At 54.6% G+C, this 23,812-nt stretch carries 17 protein-coding genes; 9 read left to right on the top strand and 8 right to left on the bottom strand.

Annotated features, from left to right (window positions below; all coding sequences use genetic code 11):
* Window positions 1-47: 47 nt before the first annotated feature.
* The gene (locus IE092_RS14440) at window positions 48-1,181 is read right to left on the bottom strand and encodes a methyl-accepting chemotaxis protein (RefSeq protein WP_189357899.1); all 1,134 of its coding nucleotides are present in this window, start codon (window positions 1,179-1,181) and stop codon (window positions 48-50) included.
* 439 nt (window positions 1,182-1,620) lie between these two features.
* Here IE092_RS14440 and IE092_RS14435 point away from each other — a divergent pair, with 439 nt between their 5' ends.
* Genes IE092_RS14435 through IE092_RS14425 form a run of 3 tightly spaced genes read left to right on the top strand, consistent with a single transcriptional unit; the run spans window position 1,621 to window position 3,137 of the window.
* Window positions 1,621-2,235 (top strand): hypothetical protein, encoded by a 615-nt coding sequence (locus tag IE092_RS14435; RefSeq protein ID WP_189357898.1) that lies wholly within the window; start codon window positions 1,621-1,623, stop codon window positions 2,233-2,235.
* Window positions 2,207-2,863 carry a GNAT family N-acetyltransferase gene (locus IE092_RS14430; RefSeq protein ID WP_229793193.1) on the top strand — a complete coding sequence of 219 codons (657 nt, stop codon included), beginning with the start codon at window positions 2,207-2,209 and terminating at the stop codon, window positions 2,861-2,863. Before IE092_RS14435 ends, IE092_RS14430 begins: the two co-directional genes overlap by 29 nt.
* A complete protein-coding gene (locus IE092_RS14425; RefSeq protein WP_189357897.1) occupies window positions 2,826-3,137 on the top strand; it encodes a helix-hairpin-helix domain-containing protein in 312 nt (103 codons plus the stop codon). The genes IE092_RS14430 and IE092_RS14425 overlap by 38 nt, the downstream gene beginning before the upstream one ends.
* Window positions 3,138-3,239: 102 nt before the next feature.
* Here the strand turns inward: IE092_RS14425 and IE092_RS14420 are convergent, their stop codons facing one another.
* Complete coding sequence (locus tag IE092_RS14420) at window positions 3,240-5,102, bottom strand: glycoside hydrolase family 13 protein (RefSeq protein WP_189357896.1); 1,863 nt, start codon at window positions 5,100-5,102, stop codon at window positions 3,240-3,242.
* Between the two features lie 454 nt (window positions 5,103-5,556).
* Here IE092_RS14420 and IE092_RS14415 point away from each other — a divergent pair, with 454 nt between their 5' ends.
* Complete coding sequence (locus tag IE092_RS14415; RefSeq protein ID WP_189357895.1) at window positions 5,557-6,651, top strand: catalase family protein; 1,095 nt, start codon at window positions 5,557-5,559, stop codon at window positions 6,649-6,651.
* Between the two features lie 274 nt (window positions 6,652-6,925).
* Here the strand turns inward: IE092_RS14415 and IE092_RS14410 are convergent, their stop codons facing one another.
* The 5 genes from IE092_RS14410 to IE092_RS14390 all read right to left on the bottom strand — a co-directional run bounded on the left by IE092_RS14410 (window position 6,926) and on the right by IE092_RS14390 (window position 12,792).
* On the bottom strand, window positions 6,926-8,557 hold the full coding sequence (locus IE092_RS14410) for a Dyp-type peroxidase (RefSeq protein WP_189357894.1): 1,632 nt from the start codon (window positions 8,555-8,557) through the stop codon (window positions 6,926-6,928).
* A 20-nt stretch (window positions 8,558-8,577) separates the two neighbouring features.
* The gene (locus tag IE092_RS14405) at window positions 8,578-9,279 is read right to left on the bottom strand and encodes a hypothetical protein (RefSeq protein ID WP_189357893.1); all 702 of its coding nucleotides are present in this window, start codon (window positions 9,277-9,279) and stop codon (window positions 8,578-8,580) included.
* On the bottom strand, window positions 9,260-9,940 hold the full coding sequence (locus tag IE092_RS14400) for a hypothetical protein (protein ID WP_189357892.1): 681 nt from the start codon (window positions 9,938-9,940) through the stop codon (window positions 9,260-9,262). Before IE092_RS14400 ends, IE092_RS14405 begins: the two co-directional genes overlap by 20 nt.
* A gap of 154 nt (window positions 9,941-10,094) precedes the next feature.
* Window positions 10,095-12,008 carry a CocE/NonD family hydrolase gene (locus tag IE092_RS14395; RefSeq protein WP_189357891.1) on the bottom strand — a complete coding sequence of 638 codons (1,914 nt, stop codon included), beginning with the start codon at window positions 12,006-12,008 and terminating at the stop codon, window positions 10,095-10,097.
* A gap of 121 nt (window positions 12,009-12,129) precedes the next feature.
* On the bottom strand, window positions 12,130-12,792 hold the full coding sequence (locus IE092_RS14390; protein ID WP_189357890.1) for a GGDEF domain-containing protein: 663 nt from the start codon (window positions 12,790-12,792) through the stop codon (window positions 12,130-12,132).
* Between the two features lie 52 nt (window positions 12,793-12,844).
* Between IE092_RS14390 and IE092_RS14385 the strand changes: the two genes are divergently transcribed.
* The 5 genes from IE092_RS14385 to IE092_RS14365 all read left to right on the top strand — a co-directional run bounded on the left by IE092_RS14385 (window position 12,845) and on the right by IE092_RS14365 (window position 21,336).
* Window positions 12,845-13,792 carry a 1-aminocyclopropane-1-carboxylate deaminase/D-cysteine desulfhydrase gene (locus IE092_RS14385; RefSeq protein WP_189357889.1) on the top strand — a complete coding sequence of 316 codons (948 nt, stop codon included), beginning with the start codon at window positions 12,845-12,847 and terminating at the stop codon, window positions 13,790-13,792.
* A gap of 696 nt (window positions 13,793-14,488) precedes the next feature.
* Window positions 14,489-16,642, top strand: coding sequence for a hypothetical protein (locus IE092_RS14380; protein WP_189357888.1), 2,154 nt, complete (start codon window positions 14,489-14,491; stop codon window positions 16,640-16,642).
* Window positions 16,643-16,786: 144 nt separating this feature from the next.
* A complete protein-coding gene (locus tag IE092_RS14375) occupies window positions 16,787-17,743 on the top strand; it encodes a hypothetical protein (protein ID WP_189357887.1) in 957 nt (318 codons plus the stop codon).
* A 389-nt stretch (window positions 17,744-18,132) separates the two neighbouring features.
* A complete protein-coding gene (locus tag IE092_RS14370) occupies window positions 18,133-18,849 on the top strand; it encodes a hypothetical protein (RefSeq protein ID WP_189357886.1) in 717 nt (238 codons plus the stop codon).
* Between the two features lie 279 nt (window positions 18,850-19,128).
* The gene (locus IE092_RS14365) at window positions 19,129-21,336 is read left to right on the top strand and encodes a DEAD/DEAH box helicase (protein ID WP_189357885.1); all 2,208 of its coding nucleotides are present in this window, start codon (window positions 19,129-19,131) and stop codon (window positions 21,334-21,336) included.
* Between the two features lie 377 nt (window positions 21,337-21,713).
* Here the strand turns inward: IE092_RS14365 and IE092_RS14360 are convergent, their stop codons facing one another.
* Window positions 21,714-23,717 carry a C1 family peptidase gene (locus tag IE092_RS14360; protein ID WP_189357884.1) on the bottom strand — a complete coding sequence of 668 codons (2,004 nt, stop codon included), beginning with the start codon at window positions 23,715-23,717 and terminating at the stop codon, window positions 21,714-21,716.
* Window positions 23,718-23,812: the final 95 nt, after the last annotated feature.

Genomic DNA, 23,812 nt, shown 5'->3' with positions numbered 1-23,812 from the left:
CCTGACCCCACTTCATCCCGCGCAGATTTGCCGGTGGCGGTGATTGTTCAGAAGAAAGTAATTTCGGTAGAGGTTTTTTCCGCTGGCTGTCCGTTATGGGCGTTTAATTCTTCCTGCATGGTATATGTGGATTTCAGTACCTCAAGCCAGTCACGGGTATAGTCGGACATGTCTTGTGGTACTTCGCCGATTTCATGATTCAGTCTGGCAATATCGCCGTGCACCACCTGCAGTATCTGGCTGATACGGTCCTGGAACTGCAGGCTGACCATCAGTTCCTCAAAGTTTTCACGGATAATCTGACCTTGTATCCGCATGCTTTCCGAGGTGTCTGCCATTTCTGTCACATGTGACAGTACGTCTTTGATGACCTCACCCGATACTTCCAGAACTTTGCTGTCATTTAGTGCCGCGCGGTCGGCAGTTTTCAGTGAACTTTGCATAACATCAGCGATGCGTTTTACGCGCTCACTCATGCGGCGTCCGGTTTCTGCAGACTGATGCGATAACTTGCGCACTTCGCCCGCCACAACAGCAAAACCGCGACCATGTTCGCCTACCCGCGCAGCTTCGATGGCGGCATTAATCGCCAGCAGATTGGTTGTTGCAGCAATCTGCCCGACTTCACTGGTCATACTGTTCAGTTCGCGCGTGGCTTCGGCCAGCTGACGCATACAGCCAAGCAGTTCATCTTTGCTGTTAATAACCTGTTGCAGTGAAAAGATCAGCGGATTCAATTCTTTTTTGCATAGTTGCAGCAGGGTGATGGAGGTGCTTTGCTGAGTGCTGGTATCTGCACCGGCAGTTGCAAAACCGGCATTGTCGAAAGCAGTCACCATGGCACTGCAGCTTTGTATCAGTTGGCCGATGGCCTGGTCACTTTGCTGACGCACCTGGTCCAGATGTTCTGTCCAAACCGGCAGGACGTGCCCTAGCAGATCCGGTAGATGATCCTGTGCAGCCTGCGGTGCCGGCATTACATGTGCGGCTTGAGTGTCGCTGACTGTGGCGGGTGTTACTTGTATCGAGCAACGTAACAACCACACCGTTGCGACCAGATTGATCAGCCAGAACATTGCACTGAGCCAGCCTGCAGATTGCCAGAGCAGTAGCAGGCCGCTGATCACGATAAGGACAGCGCCGCTCAACGGGGCTTTATGACGCAGAGAAACATCCCACATATTTCATTTCCTCAATGAGATACGGCAAGAACTTCAACGGATGCAGAGCAGAAAAGCCTGCGAAGTAATGCACAGAAAATACTGAATATATAAAAATTCAGATATGAAACCGGCAACTATCGCAATCTACATTGTGGCGGTTTTTTTTCGAATTGCAATGAATTTATACATAATGTTAAAACGCATCTGATTCACAACGGCAAGTTGAGTCCGGTGTCCGGCAGGCGGGTCGCGAGCTGAATTCTGCCTGTGCAGTGAGCGGATGCACGGGCGACGCTATATGCCGACTGAGGCTGTACTTTCACAACCTGATACGGATAGCGGAACAGAACCCCACCTGTTTCGTTGTAATTGCAATGTTATTATGTAAGACAAACACGTTTTTACTGTTGCGGCGCAACATCAGCGCTGACGAATTTATTGAACGGAGAAAATAAGAATGTACGAAAGCAAGGTCACCGCAGAACCGGGAACCACAGCAGAGTTACCGGATAACCAGGCCTTATATCAATATGATTTTTATGTGGTCAGTCCGCGTAAATTATGGGTAATGACCTTGGGAACGATGGGGGTTTATTCTGTCTACTGGCTATACGCGCAGTGGGTCGCACATCAGAAACGTACCGGCGAAGATATATGGCCGATTCCCCGTGCCATTTTTAATGTGTTTTTTGTACATGGCCTGTTCAGGCGCGTTAACGACTGGGCCGAAGAACGCGGAGGTGCTCTGGCAAACCACGCTAATCTGGCGTGGGCGTGGATTTTGCTAACAATAACGATGCGGATTGTTGACCGTGTTTATGGCGAGCAGATGGCACCGCTGGTGGATCTGACTCTGAATATCCTGGTCGCAGGTTTGATAGCTGCAATTTTATTTGTGGTTCAGCAGACAATTAACCGTGTTTCAGGGGATACGGACGGTGCATCGAACGCACAGTTCAGCTTTGCAAACTGGTTCTGGCTGTTTGTGGGTGCACTGATCTGGTTTGGTGCCGTATCACTGGTCTTTGACGCAGGAGAGACCGGTGGCAGTTCCGGCCCCGCAATTATTTGAACGGATGGATCCGATAACTGAAAACATACAACATCCGTGGCTGAATTTGCGACTGGAAACCGAACGCTTAATTCTGCGACCGGTACAAACAGGGGATACGGCAGCTGTATTTGCAATGGGAAGTGATCCGGCAGTCACCCGTTATGGCAGTGAATTACCCTGGACCGATACGGCGCAGGCCGATGCAAGGATAGTCCGCAGCATTCATGCGGTGACTTGCGGAGAATACCTGCCGCTGGTGATGGAACGGCGCGAAGACGGTGCTGTAATCGGTGAATGCGGTTTGTATCAGTGGTCATTGCAGAACCGCCGTGCAGAACTCGGATACAGGATGAACCGCGCTTTCTGGGGGAAAGCCTATATGCGGGAAGCACTGACGGCGTTGCTGGACTGGGCTTTCACGCATGAAGGCCTGCACCGGATCGAAGCAGATACCGATCCGGGAAATGCCCGCTCAATTCAGTTACTGAACATGTTAGGATTCACGCAGGAAGGTTTGCTCAGAGAGCGCTGGATAGTCGGCGATCAGATTTTTGATACGGCGATGTTCGGATTACTGGCGCGGGACTGGACGGAAACACGGAGAAATCATGCATCCGCAAAAAGTTTGCCGGGAGAAGCTGGATAAACTGACTGATCTGCCGAACATTGGTCCGGCGGCGGCTGGTGATCTGATGTTGCTGGGGATACGGCATCCGTCAGCCCTGATCGGGCGGGATGCGTATCAGCTGTATAACGAGCTGTGTAGCCTGACCCTTCAGCGACATGACCCCTGTGTGATCGACGTGTTTTTGTCAGTAATCCGCTTTATGGAAGGCGAACCGCCGCAAGCCTGGTGGGCTTATACCGAAGAACGCCAGCAAACTCTGCAATCCCGTGCTGCAGAACAAGAAGCGTCTTAACATGTATTGACATGTCAATTAAAGTTCAGTGACATGTAAAAACCTTTCACTGATCTGATTGCCGGTGTCAGATGCCTGTTGAGCCTCAGGTGCAGACAGTCATCACTCCAGTTCCAGTATCGTGGCAGAACGCGCCGGTACAGAAAGTTTTTCTTCCAGCCTGAACTGACGGCCAGCGATTACATCCGTGGCCTGTGTGCTCTGGCCGGTACCCTCAGCAAAGCGTGCCAGTGCCAGTTCACGGCTTTCTGTATTTTTGTTCAGCACCACCATCACGGTTTGTTTGCCCAGGATGCGGAAGTAGCAATAGATGCCGTCTTCCGGTGAGAAATGCAGCATGCGCCCTTTGTGAACTGCCGTTGCAGTTTTACGCCAGTTCAGCAGACGGGCCACATAGCGCTGCATATCCTGCTGCGCATCGCTGAGTCCTGCGCCGGTGAACGCATTCACTTTATCTTCTGCCCAGCCGCCGGGGAAATCGCGGCGGGCCGCGCCATCATCGCGTTCTTTACGGCTTTCCATCAGGATTTCAGTGCCGTAATACAGTTGCGGTGTACGCGGAATCGTCGCGATATACGCCAGCGCCATTTTCACCAGCGCTGCATCTTTGTCGAACACGCTGTAAATGCGGCTGATATCGTGATTGCCATCGAACAGCACCATGCGTTCCGGCTGCGGATATAACTGATCCGCCACCAGTGCTTCATACAGGCTGTTAAAGCCGCTGTTCCACGATTCATTGCCGCTGAATGCCTGACGCAGCACATCCTGCATGGGAAAATCCATCATGGAAGGCATCGAGGAACGGTAGCCATCCGGATTGCGGTATCCGCGCAGCCAGCGTGCCACGACCAGCGGCTGGGGGCTCCACTCTTCACCGACCATAGAAAAATGCGGATATTCGCGCAGTATGCTGGCCGACCAGCGCGCCAGAAATGCAGGATCGGAGTAACTGTAGGTGTCCACCCGCAAGCCGGATAAGCCGGCATATTCTATCCACCAGATCGTATTCTGAATCTGGTAGGTTGCCAGTACAGGATTGCGCTGATTCAGGTCGGGCATGGTATCGGTGAACCAGCCGTAACTGAAATTTTCACGGTCAGCCGCCGCGGCGTAGCGATCGCTGAGCGTGGTACGGGCGTGGCGGGTGGGGACAAATTTACCCTGAAAGCCGAGCCAGTCCGGTGCCGGCATATCCTGCATCCACCAGTGGTGGCTGCCGATATGGTTCAGCACCACATCCTGAATCATGCCGATGCCGCGCTGACGTGCGGCCTGTACCAGTTGCCGGTAATCTTCATTGCTGCCGAAACGCGGATCGATGCGGTACAGGTCGGTGGCCGCATAGCCGTGATAGGAATAGCGCGGCATATTGTTTTCCAGCATCGGCGTTGGCCAGATCATGGTGTAACCCATGCGCTGTATGTAATCCAGATGCGCGCGGATACCGGCGATATCGCCGCCGTGACGCGCACCGCCGTCATCGCTGCGGTCCACATGATCGGGATAACCTGCGATACGGTCATTGTCCGGATTGCCGTTAGCAAAACGGTCCGGTACCAGATTCAGAATCACATCCTGCGCGCCGAAGCCCTGACGCTGTGCAGACTGCGGTTCGCGCTGCAGCAAGCGGTATTGGTACTGATAGCGTTCCTGACGGGTTTCCGGATGCAGGAAGCGGATAGCAAAACTGCCCGGGCGCACGGTTGGCGAGAGTTGCAGCGTCAGCACCAGATAATTTGGATTCGGCAGCGTCTGCACTTTTTGCAGCCGGACACCTGGATACTGCAAGACGACTTTGCTGCCGGCAATCTTGGGTGCATGCACCATTAACTGCAGCTGCGTTTCGCGCATCCCCGCCCACCAGAACGGTGGTTCCAGATGCTGTGGTGCAGGGACGTACCCGCCCGCAAAGGCAGGTTGCAGGGCGGAGATCAGTAAGGCGGCGGGCAGGAAATGTCTCACAGTATATTTTTGTAGTTAAATTACATAACTCCGATTGTGGTGCAAACATCCGTAATAATCAATGCATGAAGTCTCAGTCTTGCGATGTATTTTTGTTTCAGTTTGGAAAGGTGTGATCTGCAGCAGGGATATTCGTACAGGCAGATCGTCCGCGTACAAGGCAATTTTTCCGCAGGGCAAATAAAGGTTGTACAGAAGTCGCGTGATACCACGGCTGAGCGGGTTTTTATTTGATGATAAAAATCAAACTGTGTAACATGAGGCCGTATTCCCCGTCTTATACAGTCTGTTGCCAGCATCCGGCAGTTGAGAACTTGCTGTTGTGCGCAAGCTGGTTTGCAGAGTCCGATTGCAGCATATCTGAGTGCAGTGCGCCCCGGTTTCCGGCATGTCGCCGGAAATGTGTTTGCCAGCCCGCGTCTGGCGCTTTGTGACGGAAACCTGAAGGATACGTATGTCACCACAACACGCAAGCGAAAAAATACCGCAGGATGAAAAGCAGCATATTGAAGACCTGCGTCAGCGCCTGAGCGCCAAAATTCAGCGCGAATATCAGAAGGGTGTGATGCGCCGCGATGCGCATCCGAAAACCCACGGTGTGGTACGCGCGTATTTCATTGTGGAGCCGGATTTGCCGCCGGAATTGCGCGTCGGTCTGTTTGCACGTGCGCGCCGCTATAAAACCTGGATACGGTTTTCGAATCAGAGTGCCACCATACAGCCGGACAGCAAACGCGATATCCGCGGTATGGCGATCAAGCTGATGGGCGTGCCCGGTAAAAAAGTGCTGGATGCAGAAGCGGATGCGACCACGCAGGACTTTATTCTGATCAGTACCGACCGCTTCGTCACGGCGAATGTCCGTGAATTTGCCGGACTGATCCGTGCCATGACCAGCGGTACGCTGTCAGTGATCTGGTATTTTCTGACGCATCTGCGGGTCGGGTTGAATCTCTGGCATTCGATGCTGCGCCACGCCAATCCGCTGCAGGTGCGTTATCACAGCACCACGCCATATCTGTTTGGCGACCGCCCTGTGAAATACGCGGTCATTCCGCAGATTCGTCATCTCGACCGTATTCCGGACAATCCGCCGGATGACTATCTGCGCCGCGCCATGGTGCGCCAGCTGTCGCAGGAAGATGCTGTGTTTGATTTCATGGTGCAGTTCCAGACCGATCCGGAAAAAATGCCGGTCGAAGATCCGGGCAAGGTCTGGCCGGAAGAATTATCGCGTTTCCGCAAAGTCGCCACGATACGGATTCCGCGCCAGTATTTTGATCATCCTTTGCAGGATGAATTCGGCGATGAACTATCGTTCAGCCCCTGGCATGCGCTGCCGGAACACCGGCCGCTGGGCGGCATCAACCGCGCCCGCAAAGTGGTGTATGAAGCGATTTCCAGAATGCGCCACGGTCATAACCATACCGAACGCAAAGAGCCGGAAGGCTGGGATATTCCGGGCATGGAATCGCTGGATCAGTCCAGCGAAGGCAGCCGCTTTTTGTGGGGTTCCACCACGATATTCCGTAAGCACGGCCAGCCCTGAACATCGCTGCCCGTCGGTATGATTGTGCTGAAATCAGCATTCGTCATTTCCGGAGAGCCGGACTTTCTGCCGACGACCGCCGGATCGCTGTGCAGAAGTCCGCAAATACGCCTGAAAATGGCCTGAAACCGGTCAGAACAGGCTTGCTGCAGCCGGACATTAATATCTTCCTGAATGCTGGCGCTGATACGTCAGAATGCAAAAACGCCCTGAGCCTATGCGCAGGGCGTTTTTGCTGGTGAAATCTGCGATGAACCGGACAGCGCAGCGGTACTCAGGTCGGATCAATAATGCCGCGTGCAATCATACGCAGCGCCGTCATACCGGGAATGAAAAAGTATTCGCCGCCACGGGTTTCCACCAGACGCGGAATGCTGCCGAGCAGATACGGTACTTGCTCGCTGGTGGGCTCTACCTGCAACACCGCTTTGCTGGCAAAACGGGTATCGGCACTGTGGTTGCCGAGGATGATTTCCTTATCGTTACCGGCATGGAAATCATTGCCGTAATTCACCCATTGCTGCTGCACAAATTCAAACTGACGTGCGATGTCCGCATTCAGCAGCATGATGATGATGCCGTGGTTGCCGTCATTGCGGCTGCGGTCGCGCACTTCGCCGTAGGGCAGGCCGCGACGCATCAGGCGACGGCGATTCGCAAGTGCGCCCGGTGTATCAAATGCGCCGGTCATGCGGCTGAACGAACCGGGTACATCACCGGCCTGATGCCCCATTTCCAGCGAGGCACGCGGGTTAATCCGGCGTATATGACCGCTGAACGGGCAGCGTGCGCCGCTCATATCCTGATCATAGGTGAAGTCGCTGAGCATTTTGTCCTGCTCCTGCGCACTGGCAGCGGCAAAACGCTGGTCGAAGGCTTTTTTGGCGGCGGGGTCCGGTGCGCTGACCAGCGGCGCGCCGTTGTCGCGCCAGCGTCCGACGAATTTGGCGGCCAGTAATTCCTTGCCGCCTTCAAACGGATAAGCTTTGGCAGCTTCGCGTTCCAGAAAGGCATCAAAGCTGGCGACGTTTTCATGCAGCTTGCGGTACACCATGTAAGTGCCGTTACGCGCCAGCAAACGCGGCAGTGGTGCCGGCGGGTATTCCTGCGCTTCATCCAGATGTCCGAAAATAAATTCACCGGGGGCCAGCGGTTCCCATTGGCCGTTCTCCAATTGCTTGCCGCGTCCGGCGACGCGGTCGGTGTCGTAAGGCACGCCGGAGATCACCGGATCACCGATGCCATCGGTGTAACCGAAATGTTCTTTGGCAGTCGGAATGCCGTTTTCCAGCACAGTCTGCACATCCTGATAATCGAGTAATTCCCCGTCAGGGCCACGGTGCCCGCCAAGGATGGTCACGCCGTCACCAGTGCTGCTGATCAGCTGGCGCAGCCAGCGCAAACCTTTATCCAGACCTTGCTGGCTCAGGCGGAATGCCAGCGCGATGGCTTCCGGCGTATTCGCACTCGGTGCTGGCATGCGTGCATGCAGCAACACGGCGATATGCACATCTTTGTCGCGGCGGGTCAGATGATCGCGCCAGACCGGATCCCAGTGTTCCGGTGCGCTGACACCGTCATCGCCCAGAATATCCTGCCGCGCTTTCATGCCTTCCGCAAATTCCGGCGAAAAACCCATCAGCGATGCACGCGGCAATTCCACCGCTTTTAAACCCTGATAGCTGAACGCCAGATTCACCGCCAGATCCGGCGGCGCCATTTCGTTTTTGCCTTCGCCCCAGCAAACGGCAGTCGTCAGATGCGGCAGAATCTCAGTCAGAAACCGGCGCGCGGCGGCGGCTTCGGTCACATTCAGAAAGACATAGCGGCCGGTCGGATAACCGAAACGCGCATACGCGCGCAGTACATGGCCCTGAATATCGGCCAGATCAAGTGTTGCGGTCATGTGCTTCCTTTTGCTGCGGATTACAGACGGTACTGGCCGGGATGCCAGCTCGGATGGTGCAGATTCTCAGCCTGTACGCGCTGCATAAACGCCAGATAAGCCTGACGCAGCGCAGCCGGTGTCAGACCCTGATGTTCCAGCGCGAAACGGCTGAATTCCTGTTTCAGGTACAGCGCTTTTAACTGCTCTTCCAGCGGTTTGTCGTTCGAGCCGACAAAGAACAGACTGGTTTCCAGCTGACAGCGCCGCATGTAAGCGATAAAACTGCGTGCGTCCTGCACTTCTTCGAAACCATAACAGTGCTGCCACAAGTGGCGTATGCGTCCGCTGATGGATTCCCACATGCCTTTCAGATAGGGTTCCGGCGAACCGCTCTGACCGCAGTAAAAATTGCTGGTGAACACCAGATATGCACTTTGCAAATGATCCTGCGCCGGCATTGCCCCGCGCCGTGCTTTATCTGATTCCAGCAAGGACCAGTCCGCCAGCGTATCCGGTGCACTGCCGCCGGGCAGCGACTGAATCACCACATCATCCAGAATATAAAAGCGGCACAGATAGGTTTGCGGCACCAGCGCCATCGGACTGTTGAATTCTGTGTTCCAGCCCTGCAGCTGATCACGGATCGCATCGGCGTGGGAAATCTGCTGTCCCGGCACCAGTCCGTTGCGGATGGGTGACAGGATATTCAGCGCATAAGCATTACCGCTGACGTTGGGCATGGCTGTTCTCCTGATCCAGCTGGCCGTGATGCCAGCGCTGACGTTTTTCCACCTGATAAGCCGACATACTGATAATCGGCGTCGGATACATCGCGCCCAGATCATGCTGCAGCGCGCGCAGCAGAGCGTTGTAACGCCGCTGAAATTCCTGATCGCTGCCTTCATTGACCTGCGCATTGAATGCCAGCAATTGTTCGCGCACATGCTGCGCTGACTTCACATCATTGGATGATGCCAGCGGGTAAGCGTTGTAGTAATGCAGGGTTTCTAACTGATTGTGCTGGATGTAGCGGTGAAACGGTGTCAGCGTGACAGATTTGGAGTAACGCACATTCCATTTCCAGAACAAATCCAGACCGGCAGGAATGGCGAATGTGAAGGAATCCACATACTGATCCCAGCTGCCATTGAAGTTGCTGAAAAACAGCATGTAGTTGTATTTCAGGGTTTCGCGCGGCTGATCATTGCTGACATGCGGAAACTGTTTGCGGCCGACAATCACCCAGCGTGCGTAATGAATCAGCGACAGGGTAATCAGGCCATTCAGTTTTTCGGGGAAATATTTCACGCCGAGAAAATACGCTTTATTCAGCCACAGCGTTTGCCAGCGTATCGGCGTCACGACATTCATGGCATAGGCTTTACCTGCAATATTCGACATCGTTGACTCCTTACGTAGCAAAGCGAACAGAGCTGCGAGCTGCAGAATAGCACAAGGTTTTTCAGTTTTCTCAAATATGTTAAATGTATGCCGGATAATAAAATGCCCGTGCGGGAAATCGCACGGGCATGCACAAACCGGTTGCGGTACAGAATCAGCTGGCTGGCAGAATACGCACTTTCAGCGCACTCGGATAACTGGCGTTGTGCCAGATACGGTGATTTGCTTTGACGAAATCTTTTTCATCAGCCTGATAAATATTCGGTACAAATGTTTGCGGATTACGGTCGATGAACGGGAACCAGCTGGACTGTACCTGCACCATAATCCGGTGGCCGCGCTGGAAGGTGTGCATTACATCGTTAATGCCGAAGCGAATCCGTGTCACTTCATTCGGCACCAGCGCTTTCGGCTGGCTGTAACTGTCGCGGTAACGGGCGCGGAACGGTTCGCCGCGCACCAGAATCTGCGCATGACCACGCTGCACCTCGCCGTCTTTCGCATTCGCCGGTAACACATCAATCAGCTTCACCACAAAGTCTGCATCCGTACCGGTGACACTGGCAAACAAGTCAGCTTCCAGCGGGCCGGCCAGTGTCACATCCTGTTCCAGCACATCTGACTGGAACACCAGTACGTCCGGACGGCTGGCGGCAAAGCGCTGATCGGCAGCGACATAGTTTTTGCTCCAGCCGGTCAGGGTTTCCGTGGTGTACGGTACCGGCTTAGCCGGATCGCTGATGTATTCAGAGAACGGCTGCGTTTGTGCAGTCTGACGGAAACTCAGTTTCCCGTTTTCCATCAGATACAGGTTTTCCGCTTTCGCTTGTTTCGGCGGCCAGCTGTCAAACTGACGCCAGCGGTTCGCACCGGTTTCAAACACCATCGCTTTCGGCAAGGCTGGTTTATCGCCGCCTTTCAGATAATGGCGGAAAAACGCGTATTCCAGCGGTTTGTAAGTGTCTGAAGTTTTATAGCCAAAGTTGCTGTCACCGACTTTATCGCCATCGGTGCGGGTCCAGCCACCGTGTATCCACGGCCCCATGATCATATGATTCTGAATACCGGGATTTTGTTTTTCGATTGCGGCGAAGGTTTGCAACGGACCGTATAAATCTTCCGTGTCATACCAGCCACCGACGGTCAGCACTGCCGCCTTAATATTTTTTAAGTGCGGCAGCAGATTACGGCTTTGCCAGAAATTGTCGTAATCCGGATGCGCAACGATGTCGTTCCAGAACGCGATACGTTCTTTAAAGAATTTTTCATTCACATTTTTCAGCGAACCGAGCTGCAGGAAAAACTGATAGCCATCCGGCGTGCCGAACTCCGGTTCTTTCCAGCCACGCTGATCGGTTGGTTTCGGACGCGGCTGACCAAAGCTGTGAAAAAAGTTAAATGCCATCGCCAGATTCAGTGCGCCGTGACGGTGCATATCATCACCACGGAACCAGTCTGCAATCGGTGCCTGCGGCGACACCGCTTTCAGTGCAGGATGGGAATCAATCGCACCGGCAGAGGTATAAAAGCCCGGATAAGAAATGCCCCACTGTCCGAACTTTCCGTTGTTGTATGGCTGATGGCGTAACAGCCATTCAATCGTGTCGTAGGTGTCAGAACTTTCATCGACATCCTGCGCAGATTTTTTCTGGCTGATATGCGGACGCATATTTACAAACTCACCTTCCGACATATAGGTGCCGCGCACATCCTGAAACACAAAAATATAGCCGTCTTTTTCATAGTCGGCGGTCGGTGCCAGCATGGGTTTGTAATTCGCCGCACCATACGGCGCAATCGAATACGGTGTGCGTACCATCAGCACCGGATAGGTTTTGGCCGGTCCGGCATCCAGCGGTGCATACACAGCGGTGAACAGCTTTTTGCCGTCACGCATAGCAATCTGGTATTCGAATTTACTGTAATGCGAACGGATATAGTCAGCACGCTGGCGCTGTGCATCAGCAATGCTGCTGGCAGCGGTGGTTTGCGCATTTGCGCTGACAGGCAGACTGCTGCCCGCTATACCCAGACTCAGCAGGGCGGCGATCAGGATGGTGGGTTTCATATCGGATCAGATTGAAGTCGTCGTCAGAGCCGGCAGATGCCGGTACTCCGCTTAGTCGGGATGCTGTGCAGAAAGTTCCGCGATTTCCCGCCAGTGAAAGCTGCGTAAAATTAAGACAGTATCAGTCTTCGTGGCCGGAAAACGGTGGCAGTTCCGGTTCCAGTTCAGCGACTTGTCCGGCACCTTGCAGGCGCGCATTACGCAATGCAGTTTGTGCGCGGGTCATCATCGCTTCCGGCGTATCGTGCAACTGATTGATGGTCAGGCCGGTGGAAAAATGCAGCTGATAACCGGGGGCAATGGCAGCCCAGTCATTCTGATCCAGACTACTGCGGATGCGCACGATCGCTTTGCGGCTCTGGTCCAGCCAGGTGGTTGGCATGATGATGGCAAATTCGTTGGCTGCGGTGCGTCCGAACACATCCAGTGTGCGCAGCAGGCGGCTGAATTCCGCTGCAAACTGACGCAGAATCGCGCGTGCAGTTTCCTGTCCGTGACTGTCTAAAATCTGTTCCAGATGATCGACGCTGACTAGCGCCAGAGTGAAGGTATGACCGGTACGGTAAGAGCGTGCCAGCTCATTGCTGAGCTGGGCCAGCAGGGCGCGCCGGTTCAGTGCGCCGGTCAGATAATCATGCTCGTTTAACTGATCCAGCTGCTGCAGCAACGATTCCAGCTGTGGCAGCAAATGGCTGTCCGCATCGTGTTTTTCACGAATATCCGCGATCAGCTGTGCCAGCTGATGGCGGGCAGAATGCAAAGGTGCTTGCTGGTCAGCAGGCATACCGGCTCTCCTGTCAGAGTGGTTGGTCAGTCGGCGGGGGTACAATGCGCGTATGAATAGTGTCACTCTACCATTGTCTGCGTCCGGCGTAAGCGCAGATTCATCCGGCGGTCTCTGTCAGCGTTTGCAATGCAGTCTGTTCGGGCAGGCTGATGTCTGGATACAACGCGACGATCTGCTGCATCCGCTGATTTCCGGAAATAAATTCCGCAAATTGCAGTTCCCGCTGGCGCAGCTGCCGTCCGGCGCGCATGTCATCAGTATGGGCGGGCCGTGGTCGAATCATTTACATGCACTTGGCTACGCCCTGCAGCAAAAGGGCATACCGGGAACGGTACTGATACGCGGCGGGGCATGGCAGCAGACCGCGATGCAGGCGGATTTGCAGCGCTGGGGCATACACATACAGTACGCCGACCGCGAAACCTACCGTCGTTTGCGCGAGCCGGATTACTGGCGGCAATGTGTGCCGGATGCCGGTGCGCAGGCTGTCTGGCTGCCGGAAGGCGGCAGCGATCCGGCTGCTTTACACGGTGTGGCGCAGATGGTCAGAGAACTGCCTTTTGTGCCCGACACCATCGTCACCGCGGTTGGTACCGGTGCCACGCTGGCCGGAATACTGGCGGGAATGGCGGGGCGCGGCAGAGTCATCGGCGTTGCCGCGTTTCAGGGCGCAGATTATCTGCATCAGGAGATTGCGCGCCTGCTGCAGGCTGCCGGTTATCCTGCCTATCAGAATTATCAGTTGCTGACAGACGCACACCACGGCGGCTTTGCCCGAATGACACCGGTGCTGATCGCGGATGCGCAGTGCTTTGTCCGTGAAACCGGCATTCCGCTGGAACCGGTGTACACCGGCAAGCTGGTCAGCGCAGTCGCCGCACTGGTGCGACAGGGAACTATCCGCACCGGTGAATGTCTGTTGTTACTGCATACCGGCGGTTTGCAAGGTTTGCGCGGCATACACCGCGACAGTGGCTGGCCCGGTGCGCTGGCCTGAACTGCAAATTGCCGCGTCAGGCAGGTATCAGAACGAAAAAAAATTTTCCGCGGGCAAAGTCCCAGTCTTTTCGCGGGTTTCGGGGCAAAAAGCACCGGAGAGCCGCATGCACACTGGGTTCTGTATAAAAAATGTCGCTGTGATAAGCATTCATCCTGTGCTCAGCATGCCGGGCAGCACAAAACTGTGGCGAATTGTGCACAGGTGTTTAGAGAAAATTCTCGAAATGCAGCGCCAGAGCCGAATTTTCTGCGCCAAAACTGCGCATTTTAGTTAACAGTGCGCATTGATTGTTGCTTAAAACTTGTGCAATCAGCCTTATTTTTGTGCAAGACAGAATAAACCCGCACAACGCTTCGTCAATATGCAGCATTCCTTCGTCAGAATGTCGGATAAATCGTAAAAACGACGACATTCTGCTCTCTGTTCACCGACATTATTTCCTCATAGACTGAATCAACGCTGCGATAACTATAAACCACACAGCGTATCCGCACCCGGACTCCGGGCTGCACGAGTTCAGTGTCAACAGTCTGTTTTCAGCCCTCCGGTCTGAAATGTTTTTTGTTTCTGCACGACAGAAACAGGGACGCTTTTTGCCCGGAAAAATGTGCGCAGGCCGTTTCACTGATTAATTGCCGGTATCGCCGTACACAAGAAACAGCGAACCGGTTTCTGACTTAGGGAGATGGAAGTATGCGTAAACCTTCGCTTTCTTTGCTGGCTGCCAGCGTTTTACTGGCACTGGCAGCACCGGCACATTCGGCCAGCCATTCCGTTGAAAACCTGACCATTTATGCCGGCGTGAAAGCCGCAAATCTGAATCAGATTCTGCTGGAACACACGTCCACACCGGGCAATAAAATGCGTCTGGAAAATCTGGTGCTGACCCGCGTGCAGGAATCCCTGCTCGGTAAGCACTACTACTACCAGCAAATGCTGCGCGGCATTCCGGTAGACCGTGCGGAAATCGTGGTATCCGTCAGCAATAAAGGTGAATTGCTGAAAGTGTTTAACGAAGTTAAACCGGTATCCGGTGCGGCAGACAGCGCTGCTGTGAACCAGTTGTACAACCAGCCGCAAATCGCGAAAGATAAAGCGATGGACCGTGCATGGAGCAACATGAAAGTGCAGCACAAACTGGTCGCAGAACCGAAAAGCACACTGGTCTGGGTACCGGTGGCGGGTGGCTTCCAGCTCGCGCACAAAGTCGAAATCGCAGCACAAATGCCAACCGGTGGTTTCGTGCAATATCTCAATGCGCACAATGGCGAACTGATCGACTCTTATTCCACTTCCAAACCACGTCTGGCCAAAGGTACAGAACGTTCGCTGGCTGCCCGTTCCCTGCTGGCAGGCCCTGTACTGGATCGTCAGTCTGAAACGACTGAAGTCGTGGCACGTCTGGGCAAACTGCAGGAAGGTGCATCTGCACAAGGTCTCAGAACCGGTGGTGCAACCGCAGCGGCAGCGTCCGGCATTAACGGCAGCGGCTATGTATTCGACCCTGATCCGCGTACAGCGCTGAACTCGGATGCACTGACTGACACGTCTGCCGCTTCCGCATTTGATGCAGCCTATTCGACCAAAACCCTGCGTGATCTGACCGTGACTAGCGGCGTGTATTCGCTGTCCGGCCCTTATATTACTATCGTTAACATCGAAGCACCGAACACCGCACCAAGCACCACCACCAACGGTGTCTGGACTGCAAAACGCGGCAACAATGCGTTCGACGATACCAACGTATATTTCCACATCGACCAGAACCAGCGTTATATTCAGTCGCTCGGTTTCACCGGTACGAAATCCATCATCAACCGTCCGCTGCGCGTGGATACTGATGGTGTAAACGGTGACGACAATTCCCACTACAGCGGTGGCGGCGGCACCAATGACTATCTGGCGTTCGGCCACGGCTGCGTCAACGACAGCGAAGATGCGGACGTGATCCTGCATGAATACGGCCACGGCATTCAGGCCAATATCAACAGCAGCTGGACCGGCGGCGACACCGGTGCGATGGGCGAAGGCTTCGGCGACTACTGGGCCGCTTCCTATTCTTACAGCACACCGAACGGACGTACTTATCATCCGGAATGGGCGTTCAGCTGGGACGGTCACGGCGCATGCTGGGGCGGCCGTATGCTGAACCGTACTGACGCGAAATACAATTCCGCCAAAACTTACGGCGCACATCAGGCTGTTACCGAAGGCGGCGTCAGCTTCCAGTCAGATGAATTGTGGTCTGCACCGTTGTTCCAGTCTATGGTTGCGCTGATTGCTGCCGGCAAACCGCGTGAAAACATCGACAAAATCATTCTGGAAGCGCACTTCGGTCTGGGTTCAAATATCAAGATGCCAGCAATGGCAACCGCGATTGTGAACGCCGCTGCCAATCTGTTCCCGAATGATCTGACTTACGCGAATACGTTCCGTGCGAAATTCGAAGCACAGAATATTCTGTCCACCGTCACACCGGGCACAACCATCAGCGAAACCGAAAGCAATAACACCACCGCGACAGCGAATAACATTGCGACCAGCAATACCACCGTGAACGGCACCATGAGCGCCAGCACCGATGTGGATTATTTCAAAGTCACGATCCCTGCCGGTAAAACACTGAAAGCTGTCCTGACACCAAACAGCACTTCTGACTACGATCTGGAGCTGTACAGCAGCACCGGTACCAAGCTGACTTCCAGCACCAACGGCACCGGCGCAACCGACACAGTAACCAACGCGAACACTGGCACAACATCGAAAGTGGTGTACGCGAAAGTGATTTACTACGGTGGTGGCACTGGTTCCACCAATGGTAAATACTCTCTGAACTTTACCTGGTAATTGTTCAGGGCTTCACACTCAGCAGTTTTGACCCACCCGTTCAGGGTGGGTTTTTTTATGCCTGCCTGCAACGTCAGCGACGCGGCGTATTTGCATTGTGATTGCAATAAACTTAATATGTTTCTTTAAATCAATCATTCATCCATGATGAGCCGTAACACGTATCTGATCAGCGGCGCAGCCGCACTGGTGGTATTTGGTGGCGGGCTGATGTTCTGGCAGATGCCATCCGGAGACAGTACCCCGGATGAGCCTGTGCGGGTGCTTACTCAGCCAGCAAAGCCGCAGGCAGCTTTACCGGCTGCAGCGCCGCAGCCGAACGCACCGGAACCTGCTTTCAGTGATCTGACCTTGCGTTACCGGAATGCGAAAGATTTTCGCGCATTCTTGCTTTATCTGAAGCAGCATCCTGAGAAGGGTGGCGGCTATTACGCAAATCATATCGGCAGTTTGTGTGGTTCAGATTTAATCAGAGCGAATAATTCGCTGCCTTATCAGGACACTGTTAAGGAAAATTATGCGCGACGTGCTGCTGCTTTTTCGAGACTGAAATCTTTGTGTCAGAGCTTTTTAGCTGGTGATCATGAAAATATGAGGTTTCATCAGGACTGGAAAGAAATTTACGAAAAGGATCGTCTGCTTGCGTTAACGAATAAGGCTGCCACCCAGACTAATCCGCCAATGAACCCGGAGCAGCGGGCTGAATATAAGAAAGCGCTGCTGCAAAGTTCTGATGCCATTTTTCATGGCGCGCTGGGCGCAGCACTGGCCTATAACAGAAGCGCAGATGGTCAGTCTGAGTACTGGCTGAACGGACATCGGATCAGCAGTTCAGGCCCGGAAAATCAGGACATGAGAATGGCGTTTAATACGGTGCGCTTTGAGCTGGGACTGGCATCTGACGGAAGTGATCCTGAAAGTGTCGTTACTTGCGTATTGATGAATTTCTGCTACGACAACCCTGATGAATATATCCGTCACGCCATGCAGTCTGAACCACCCGAAGGACGCGAAGACCGTATCCAGCGCATCATCCAGTGGCGCAAGCAAATCGGCGCTGCGATTCTGGCGAAAGATGTTGCTTTCTTTTTACCGCGTTGAGACCGCGCGGATATCTGAGCAAGGATTCCGAGTAGATTTGGATCATTCGTTCTGATGCGTTTTTATGTTTGCTCAGAGTACCCGATTAAGCCTTGAATTTACATTGTAATTGTAATGAAATTAATATTTTTCTTTAAAATTCACCCATGGTAAAACGTAACACGTATTTAATCAGCGGCGCAGCCGCACTGGTGGTATTGGGTGGCGGGCTGATGTTCTGGCAGATGCCATCCGGAGACAGTACCCCGGATGAGCCTGTGCGGGTGCTTACTCAGCCAGCAAAGCCGCAGGCAGCTTTACCGGCTGCAGCGCCGCAGCCGAACGCACCGGAACCTGCTTTCAGTGATCTGACCTTGCGTTATCGGAATGCGAAAGATTTTCGGATTTTTATGCAATACCTGAAACAGCATCCCGAGCAAGGGGGCTCTTATTACGCAAATCAAGTGCGAAGCATCTGTAGTTCCGATGCATTACAGAAGCAATCAGCTCTACCGTTTATTGAAAAATTCAGGGATAACTACGCGCAGCGTGCGGCAGATTTTTCACGTTTGAAAACCCTGTGTCAGAGTTTTTCACCGCAAGAGCTGGAAATGCAGAAATTCCAGCAGGACTATGCTGACGTCTTCAAGAAAGACCAATTGCTTAAATTGTTTAACCAAGCGGCTAAACCGGGTCAGTCACCTGTTTCAGAGGCTGATCGTATTGCATTTAAAAAAGCACTACTGGAATCGCCTGATGCGGTTTTTCATCAGTCAATGGGCCAATTGCTGAATTCCAATCGTACGGCGGATGGCAAGCGGGAATACTGGATAAACGGAACGAGAATCACACCTGAAGATAAGGCAGCATATTTCGATATGCTGACGGCTTTTGGTACCGTTGGCTATGAGCTTGGATTGGCTGCGGACGGAACTGATCCTGTCAGTATGATCTTTTGTATCGAAAGTAATATGTGTTTTCGTAACCCGGATGAGTTTGTCCGTATGGCTTACCAGCGGGAAAATCCGCAATTGGGTGAAGATCGCATCCAGCGTGCGATCCAGTGGCGCAAACAAATCGGTGCTGCAATTCTGGCGAAAGATGTTGCTTTCTTTTTACCGCGCTGAACACTGATCTGGCGTGAGTATTCCGGCGGCGGAACAGTGCAGGGCAATACGCAGGTATTGCCCTTTTTTATCGCCTTGCAAACAGCAAGCTGAACTTGCTGATGATCGTTTTCATTGTCTGAATAGCATTGAAAAAACCTTGAACTGTGAGCAATGTTGTCAGCGCATGCTTTCAGCTTGGCATTTGGAATCATTTCCCTATACTGAGCATTACGCGGTACACTAGCGCCCCTTATTGTCCGGTGTGATGGACAACGCTCCTTTCCTTTTTTCCTTCCTATGTCAGAATCCCCACTCAGTTTCAGCAGTCTCGGGCTGCCTCCCGCTTTATTACGTGCACTTGAAGATATCGGCTATGAAAGCCCGTCGCCGATTCAGGCAGCCACGATTCCGTACCTGATGCAAGACCGTGATGTGCTGGGTCAGGCCCAGACCGGTACCGGTAAAACCGCGTCGTTCGCGTTGCCGGTGTTAAGTCGTATTGATCTGAGCAAAAGTTATCCGCAGGCGCTGGTGCTGGCACCAACGCGCGAACTGGCGATTCAGGTCGCGGAAGCCTTCCAGTCTTACGCGAAACATATGCCGGGCTTCCATGTGTTGCCGGTGTACGGTGGCCAGAGCTACGGCCCGCAATTGTCGGCGCTGCGCCGCGGCGTGCATGTGGTGGTGGGGACACCGGGCCGTATGATCGACCATATTGAAAAAGGCTCGCTGGATTTATCGCGCATCAGCACGCTGGTGCTGGATGAAGCCGATGAAATGCTGCGCATGGGCTTTATTGATGATGTGGAAAGAATTTTGCAGGAAACACCGGCAGAACGTCAGACCGCGCTGTTCTCCGCGACCATGCCGGCACCAATCCGCCGCATTGCGCAAACTTATCTGCAGGACCCTGCCGAAGTCACGATTGCGGCCAAAACCACCACCGCAGAAAACATCCGCCAGCGTTACTGGCTGGTCAGCGGTCTGCACAAACTGGATGCACTGACCCGTATTCTGGAAGTGGAACCGTTTGACGGCATGATCATTTTCACGCGCACCAAACAGGCGACAGAAGAACTGGCGCAGAAACTGGATGCGCGTGGTTTCTCGGCAATGGCGATTAACGGCGATATGAATCAGCAGCAGCGTGAGCGCGCGATTCAGTTGCTGAAAGATGGTCAGATTGACATTCTGGTGGCAACCGATGTGGCTGCCCGTGGTCTGGATGTGGAGCGCATCAGCCACGTGGTGAACTACGACGTGCCTTACGATCCGGAAAGCTATACCCACCGTATCGGCCGTACTGGCCGCGCCGGTCGTAAAGGCGAAGCGATTCTGTTTATCACCCCGCGTGAACGCAATCTGCTGCGTGCGATTGAACGCGCAACCCGCCAACCGGTATCGCCGCTGGAATTGCCAACCGTGCAAGCCGTGAACTCGGTACGCGTTACCCGTTTCAAAGAACAGATTACTGAAACGCTGGCGCAGGGCGGTCTGGAACTGTTCAGCAGCCTGATCGAAGATTACGAACGCGAACACAATGTGCCGGCGATGGAAATCGCGGCGGCGCTGGCAAAGATGGCACGCGGCGATACACCGCTGCTGCTGGAAAAACAGGAACGCGAATCGCGTCCTGAACGTGAACCACGCGAACCGCGTGCCGGTCGCGAAGAGCGCGGCGAGCGTGCTGACCGTGGCGAGCGTATGGATCGCGGCGACCGCAACAGCCGTCAGCGTGAAGCGATGCAGCGTGCGCCGGAACCGGGCATGCAGACTTACCGTCTGGCCGTCGGTCACCGTCATGGCGTGAAGCCGGGCAATATCGTCGGTGCGATTGCGAATGAAGCGAATATCGAATCCCGTCTGATGGGCCGTATCGATATTTTTGATGAATACAGCCTGATTGATTTGCCGGACAACCTGCCGGACGCGCTGATTCAGGAATTGAAACCGGTCAAAGTCGCCGGACAGCAATTGCGTATCCGCCGCTGGACGCAGGATGGCTTTGAACAGCAGGATCAGCACGAAGAACGCCGTCCGCGCCGCGAAGAAGCGCCGCGTGAAAGCCAGCGTGAATTCCGCAGCAGCCGTGATGAAGGCGGTCAGGGTCGTATGGAACAAGTGGTGGAACGTGCGCTGCGTGATACCGAACCGCCGCGCGCACCGCGTGCCGAAAAACCGGCCCGCCAGAAACCGGCGCAAACCGGTGGCGTGAACATGCAGACTTACCGTATCGAAGTCGGTGAAGCCGACGGCGCCACCCCGCGCAATATCATGGGTGCGATTGCCAACGAAGCCGGTCTGGATTCTTCCTACATCGGCCGCATCGAACTGCATGATCATTTCAGTACCATCGAACTGCCGGGCGGCATGCCGAAAGATTTGCTGAACTATCTGAAAAAAGTCTGGATTTCCGGCAAGCAGATCAAGATCAGTCTGGCCGATGGCGGCAGCCAGCACGAAGAACGCGCGCAGCCGAAACGCGATAAAAAGCGTCCGAAGTAAGTGTTGCGATAAGCGTACTGACGTTGCGCCGGTGATTCTGTCACCGCACAGCATGACCGGCAGTAAGTCAGTACGAAGCATTACAATGCCAGAAAAAAGCCCCGTTTCCTGTCACCGGAAACGGGGCTTTTTTTGTCTGATGAGGTCAGGATTTCAGTGCGAAACGACACTGGTGACTGCCTGAACGCTCCCCAAATGCTTGCAGAACCACGCTCAGTATTGTGCAAAGATCGTCATCTGCCATTTTTGAAGAGCCGGACTTTCTGCCGACGACCGCCGGATCGCTGTGCTGAACACCGCATTTGAGGCAGTTTCAGGCTATTTCTGGCTGCTGCGGGCCACTGCAGGTGGTGTTCAGCCAGAAGGCGACCGCTGGCTCAGGCTTTGCGAAGCATGCGTTTCAGCATGTCCGGCAGCAAATGCGCTAACTGCGACAGCGGCGGCAAAGCATCCTGCGTCAGCGGGGTATCGAGCAAGGTCAGGCGCTGGCTTGCAGCTTTGCTGAGACCGCGTTCGTGGCGGCTGAAACCGGCGGGCGGCGCTTGTCTGCCCCAGAACAGGTCCTGCCAGTGCTGCAATTCCGGTAAGCAGGCGCGGTTCCACTGGCCGTTGTGCAGGCTGTCGCTGTCCAGACTGGCGGCCAGCCCGAGCAGCGGGGTCTGGCAGCGGTCTTCCAGCGCATGCGCAATCAGGCGCAGCAGACTGCCCTGATACACACCGGCAAAGCGGCTGTGCTGATCGGCTTCCTGCGTCAGCGCATACAAATGCCACTGCGCTGGTGACAGGCGCTTTTCCTGTATCGCCTTACCCAGCGTGTCGCTGGCGAAATCCAGCGAGCAGGCCGGTGTCATCAGTTGCACACTCTGAAAATGCAGCGACTTGTGCGCCAGCAAAGGTCCCGCCAGTTGCACGCCGGTGCAATCAGCCAGCAAATGCAGTTCCATGCCTTGTGCCCCCTGAGTTTTCTGCAAGGCTTGCAGGCTGCTGATCACGCTGTGCAGCGCACGCGGCGGGTGATCGGGTTTGACCGATTGCGCGGCGTTGTGGCGTAACTGCGTCCACAGGGCTTTCAGTGCCAGCTGATCCGCATTCGCTTCAATGCTGCGGCTGAGTGCAGGCGATGGCGTGCTGCTGCCATATTGCTGCTGCAGCAGATCGGATAAGCGGCTGATCCCGCTGTTCCAGATCAGAAATACCGGATAGATGCCCTGCGCCAGAAACGCCGGTGCGTAACGTGCAATCGCCTGTATCTGCGCCGCTTCATCGAGTAAGCCACTGAGCGCACACAAAGCCAGCCGCAGCTTGCTGCCGCGCTTCTGTTGTTGCAGCCACGCCAGCGGTGCGGTGTACAGCAAGTATTCAAGACTGTCCGCCGCATTTGCGAACTGCACCAGACGCTGAATCGCGCGGCCGCTGCTGTCCAGCACCACGGTATGCGCATAAGCCTGATCGCTGCTGAGTACGCCGGCCTGCGCTGGCTGACGCGGTAGTTTGCCACGCCGGAAAGCTGCCGGTGCGGTGCTGGCGCTGGCTGATGCTGCCGCCGGTACGCCCATCGCAATCACCCATGCATCGGTGCCCAGCGTCAGCCAGTCGTCATACGTGAGAATCGCCAGTCCGCGCCAGCCCCAGCTTTCACCCCAGGAGTTCTGCACCACGAAACCGGTTTCGTTGTAACCGATCAGTGCAAATGCATGGCCACCCTGACGAATCGCATGCGGCTGTATCACCGGCAATTGCTGAATGCTGCTGAGCTGCGCCGGGCGTTTTCTGTCCGGCCAGCGCGGTGTATCCCAGCCCGCATGGGTGGCTGATGATGCATACAGCGCACCGGTTTGTGCAATCGCTGCCTGCATTGCCGTGATATCGGATTTATCGACGCGGTAATACACGCCCAGCATGCATTGCAGCGCATCGCTGTCCCAGCCGGATTGCGGCGCTTCAAACGCCGGTGCGCTGCCATCTTCCGCCACGGTAAACGGCCATAAATCTTCGCTGCAGACGCCGTGCTTATGCCAGCCTTTCAGCGCACCGCGACAGCTGGAACCGCTGTAATCTTCACCCGGCCATTCATCGTACAGTTGCGCCAGATGGTAGAGCATACGCGCACTGCGCGGCATCACCGGATCGCTGCGCAGCCAGTTCAGATAATGAATCACCGCCGCCAGACCAAAACCGGTGCATGCGCCGTCATTGCCCTGATTGCGGATAAAACCGGCATCGGCGTAAGCATTCCAGACGCTTTCCACGGTCGCGTCATCCGGAAAACGGGCAGATAAATGGCGGACTTCCGGCTGAAACCACTGATCGCGAATATCCTGACGATCAGCGCGGGCATCCAGTGTGCGTTGCGGGGTGGTCACGGTGCTAGGGCGTGGCATGGCGGTTTCCTGTCCTCGGTCAAGTGCAGATAAAAATCCATCGCAGATAAGAAAAAACCCCGCCTTGTTGCCAAGATGCGGGGTTTGCTGACAGC

This window comes from Cognatundibacterium squillarum (assembly GCF_014652435.1).
GTDB lineage: Bacteria > Pseudomonadota > Gammaproteobacteria > Burkholderiales > Burkholderiaceae_D > Undibacterium > Undibacterium squillarum.
Note: the sequence above shows the minus strand (reverse complement) of the source record. Positions and strands in the feature narration are given on the sequence as shown.

What these genes read in the sequence shown, in the direction of transcription:
- IE092_RS14440 (WP_189357899.1), bottom strand. Translation starts at nt 1,181, where the DNA reads ATGTGGGATGTTTCTCTGCGTCATAAAGCCCCGTTGAGCGGCGCTGTC.
- IE092_RS14435 (WP_189357898.1), top strand. Translation starts at nt 1,621, where the DNA reads ATGTACGAAAGCAAGGTCACCGCAGAACCGGGAACCACAGCAGAGTTA.
- IE092_RS14425 (WP_189357897.1), top strand. Translation starts at nt 2,826, where the DNA reads ATGCATCCGCAAAAAGTTTGCCGGGAGAAGCTGGATAAACTGACTGAT.
- IE092_RS14415 (WP_189357895.1), top strand. Translation starts at nt 5,557, where the DNA reads ATGTCACCACAACACGCAAGCGAAAAAATACCGCAGGATGAAAAGCAG.
- IE092_RS14410 (WP_189357894.1), bottom strand. Translation starts at nt 8,557, where the DNA reads ATGACCGCAACACTTGATCTGGCCGATATTCAGGGCCATGTACTGCGC.
- IE092_RS14405 (WP_189357893.1), bottom strand. Translation starts at nt 9,279, where the DNA reads ATGCCCAACGTCAGCGGTAATGCTTATGCGCTGAATATCCTGTCACCC.
- IE092_RS14400 (WP_189357892.1), bottom strand. Translation starts at nt 9,940, where the DNA reads ATGTCGAATATTGCAGGTAAAGCCTATGCCATGAATGTCGTGACGCCG.
- IE092_RS14395 (WP_189357891.1), bottom strand. Translation starts at nt 12,008, where the DNA reads ATGAAACCCACCATCCTGATCGCCGCCCTGCTGAGTCTGGGTATAGCG.
- IE092_RS14390 (WP_189357890.1), bottom strand. Translation starts at nt 12,792, where the DNA reads ATGCCTGCTGACCAGCAAGCACCTTTGCATTCTGCCCGCCATCAGCTG.
- IE092_RS14385 (WP_189357889.1), top strand. Translation starts at nt 12,845, where the DNA reads ATGAATAGTGTCACTCTACCATTGTCTGCGTCCGGCGTAAGCGCAGAT.
- IE092_RS14380 (WP_189357888.1), top strand. Translation starts at nt 14,489, where the DNA reads ATGCGTAAACCTTCGCTTTCTTTGCTGGCTGCCAGCGTTTTACTGGCA.
- IE092_RS14375 (WP_189357887.1), top strand. Translation starts at nt 16,787, where the DNA reads ATGATGAGCCGTAACACGTATCTGATCAGCGGCGCAGCCGCACTGGTG.
- IE092_RS14370 (WP_189357886.1), top strand. Translation starts at nt 18,133, where the DNA reads ATGCAATACCTGAAACAGCATCCCGAGCAAGGGGGCTCTTATTACGCA.
- IE092_RS14365 (WP_189357885.1), top strand. Translation starts at nt 19,129, where the DNA reads ATGTCAGAATCCCCACTCAGTTTCAGCAGTCTCGGGCTGCCTCCCGCT.
- IE092_RS14360 (WP_189357884.1), bottom strand. Translation starts at nt 23,717, where the DNA reads ATGCCACGCCCTAGCACCGTGACCACCCCGCAACGCACACTGGATGCC.